Origin of the sequence: Stenotrophomonas maltophilia group sp. Smal32 (assembly GCF_030237085.1) — a bacterium.
GTDB classification, from domain to species: domain Bacteria; phylum Pseudomonadota; class Gammaproteobacteria; order Xanthomonadales; family Xanthomonadaceae; genus Stenotrophomonas; species Stenotrophomonas maltophilia_Q.
In genome coordinates, this window is sequence record NZ_JASJSI010000043.1 from 1 (window position 1) to 2,664 (window position 2,664).

Sequence of the window (2,664 nt, forward strand, 5' to 3'; positions counted from 1 at the left end):
TGGACGGGTTTACGGCGTGTCCTGCATATCCACCCCACCTCGCCAGCCCTCAGGAAGCCAGCTTTTGCCGTTGCCGTTGCCGTCAGCGGGTGCCGGGCCGCAGGCCCGGCCGCCCCCCTCAATTGCGCTGGAACAGCGCCCGCACATCCTTCCGGAACGCCGCCTGGCTGTCCGCCCGGCTGTAGAACATGTGCCCACCCGGATAACTACGCACCTGCACCCGGTCCGGGTTGCTGCCCATCGTCGGCATCTGGTCCACCGTCAGGATCGAACCCATGAACGGGCACGACAGGTCATTCCAGCCGTGCACGATCAGCACCTGCAGATGCGGGTCGATCGCCACCGCCTGGCGCAGCTGGGTCACCGCGCCCTGGCGCAGATCGCCATTGCGGTCCCACAGCCGGTTCACGTCGTAGTTCAGCGCCTGGTAGCGCGCATCCACCTTCCAGCCGACCACGCGCGTCACGAAGTCGACCATCGCCGTGGTGGTCGGCGCGATGATGCTGTCCAGCAGAGGATCGTTGGCACGCTGCTCCGGATCGTTCGGGAACGGATCGAACGCGGTCACGTTGGAATCGTAGCGGCTGCCCAGCGTGCCCTTGTCGCGGAACACTTCGCGCAGGTAGGCCTGGGTTTCCAGACGGCCGCCAGCACGGCGCACGAACTGCGGGTCAAGCCCGGTCAGCTCGGTCACCCGGCGCAGCATCGCCTCGGTCGCCTGCGGGTCGCTGCGGCCCTTCATCAGCGCGGTGGCGTAGTCGCCGCGGGTGTACTCGACCACCTCGCGCATCGCCGCGTCGGTCAGCCTGCCCTGGCGCTCCAGGTGCGCGGCCGCGATCGACGGCAGCGTCTGCATCCATGCCATCGGCGAGACGTCGGCGTTGTCTTCCAGCGTCGGGCTAAGGTACGGCGATACCAGCACCAGGCCGTTCATCGCCACGCCCAGCCGGGTCTGCAGGAAGTGGGTGATGCGTGGGCCGCGATAACCGCCGTAGCTCTCGCCGGTCAGGTACTTGCGTGACGCCATGCGTTGGTTGCGCAGCAGCCAGTCGTAGATCGAGCGCGACAGGTACTCGATGTCGGCACTGGGGTTGTACAGCTGCTTCTTCGCCTCGTCATCGCCGATGCGCGCGCGGCTGAAACCGGTGCCGACCGGATCGATGAACACCAGGTCGGTGAAATCCAGCCAGGTACCCGGGTTGTCATGCAGGGTGGCCGGCGCCGAGGCGCTGTCGCCCTCCGAACCGAAGGTGACCACCTTGGGCCCGATCGCGCCCATGTTGAGGTAGACCGACGAGGCACCGGGGCCGCCGTTGAGCGCGAAGGTCACCGGCCGGTCCTTGCCCGGCATCGTGTAGGCGGTGAACACCACATCGGCGATCACCTTGCCCTTGTCATCGCGCACCGGCAGGGTGCCGACCGTGGCGGTGTAATCGAGGCTGCGCCCGGCCAGGCGCATGCTCTGGCGGACCGAGGCATCGGCCGGCAGTGCGGGCGCTTCGCTCTTGTCATCCTTCTGGTCGGGTTTGGCGTCGGCCGGTGCGGCCAGCACGCTGGCAGGGGCGATGAGCAGGCCGACGCAGAGCGCGGCAGTGTGCAGCAGGGACTTCATGGCACCGTATCGGCAACGGAAGGGGGTTCCGATGCTATGCCGGTGGGTGCCGCACCGGATGTGTCCAAAGGCATGCCTGGGCGCTGGCCGGTTGCGGCCAGATTGGGTCAAGCGGGCAGGGCGGTTGCCGCTTCGTCGTTGGCCAACAGGCCGTAGACGGCCGAGTCCGAAAGCTCACCCTGGATGCGCCAGCGCTGGCGCAGCACCCCCTCGCGGTGGAAGCCCAGGCGGTCAAGCACATGTGCCGAGGGTACGTTGCGTGGATCGATCTCGGCTTCGATACGGTGCAGGTGCAGGGTGCGGAACAGATAGCCCAGCATCTGCTGCAGGGCCTCATGCATGTATCCCTGGCCCTGGCGGTCGGGCGCCAACAGATAGCCGATCTCGGCCCGCATGGCCTCGCGATCAATGGCGAACGCAACGCAGATGCCCAGTAGTGGGCCGTTGGGCGATTCGCGCACGGCCAGCTTCAACTGGGTACCGATGGCGTGCGCGGCAAGATCGTCGTCGATCTGTTCGCGGGCTTCGGCCGGACGCGTCCAGGCCGGGTGGTTCCACCAGCGCATCACGTCCGGATTGGACTGCAGCGTGAACAGCGCGGCCGCGTCGTCACGGCGGATCGGGCTCAGCACCAGCCGCGGGCTGTGCAGCGGCAGGGCGGGGAACAGCAACGAGTGGCTGGCCAATACGATGGTCCACACGGGTGGACGCGCATTATGGCGCCGTAGGGTTTGCCGATGGCGGCGGGATGGCTCCGGAGCGGATGGGGTCGGAGCCCTTTCCGCAGGAAGGGGCTCCGACCCGGTTGGCGGCAGTGGGGTCAGAGCCGTTTCCTGTCACGAAAACGATCTTAACCCCCGGCGGCATAATAAATACACCCAGGCCAGGTCGCCCTTAGACTCCATCCAGCCCATGCGGTCGGAGGGGCGCTTATTTGCCACCAGCAAGTCCATACAGTCTCTTATAAACATATCCCAGCCCACCACACCGACTCCAATCTGGTATTGCGTCTTGTTCTTGTAAAAATGGGGGGGGGGGGGGGGGGGGGGGGG

Annotated in this window: 2 protein-coding genes; both read right to left on the reverse strand. The window is 66.7% G+C overall.

Annotation, left to right across the window (positions count from 1 at the left end; translation table 11 throughout):
• Nucleotides 1-118: 118 nt before the first annotated feature.
• The gene (locus QRO91_RS12055; protein WP_049426669.1) at nucleotides 119-1,612 is read right to left on the reverse strand and encodes a S10 family peptidase; all 1,494 of its coding nucleotides are present in this window, start codon (nucleotides 1,610-1,612) and stop codon (nucleotides 119-121) included.
• A gap of 107 nt (nucleotides 1,613-1,719) precedes the next feature.
• Entirely contained in the window at nucleotides 1,720-2,298 is a 579-nt protein-coding gene (locus QRO91_RS12060) for a GNAT family N-acetyltransferase (RefSeq protein ID WP_049426670.1), read from the reverse strand.
• Between the last annotated feature and the right edge of the window lie 366 nt (nucleotides 2,299-2,664).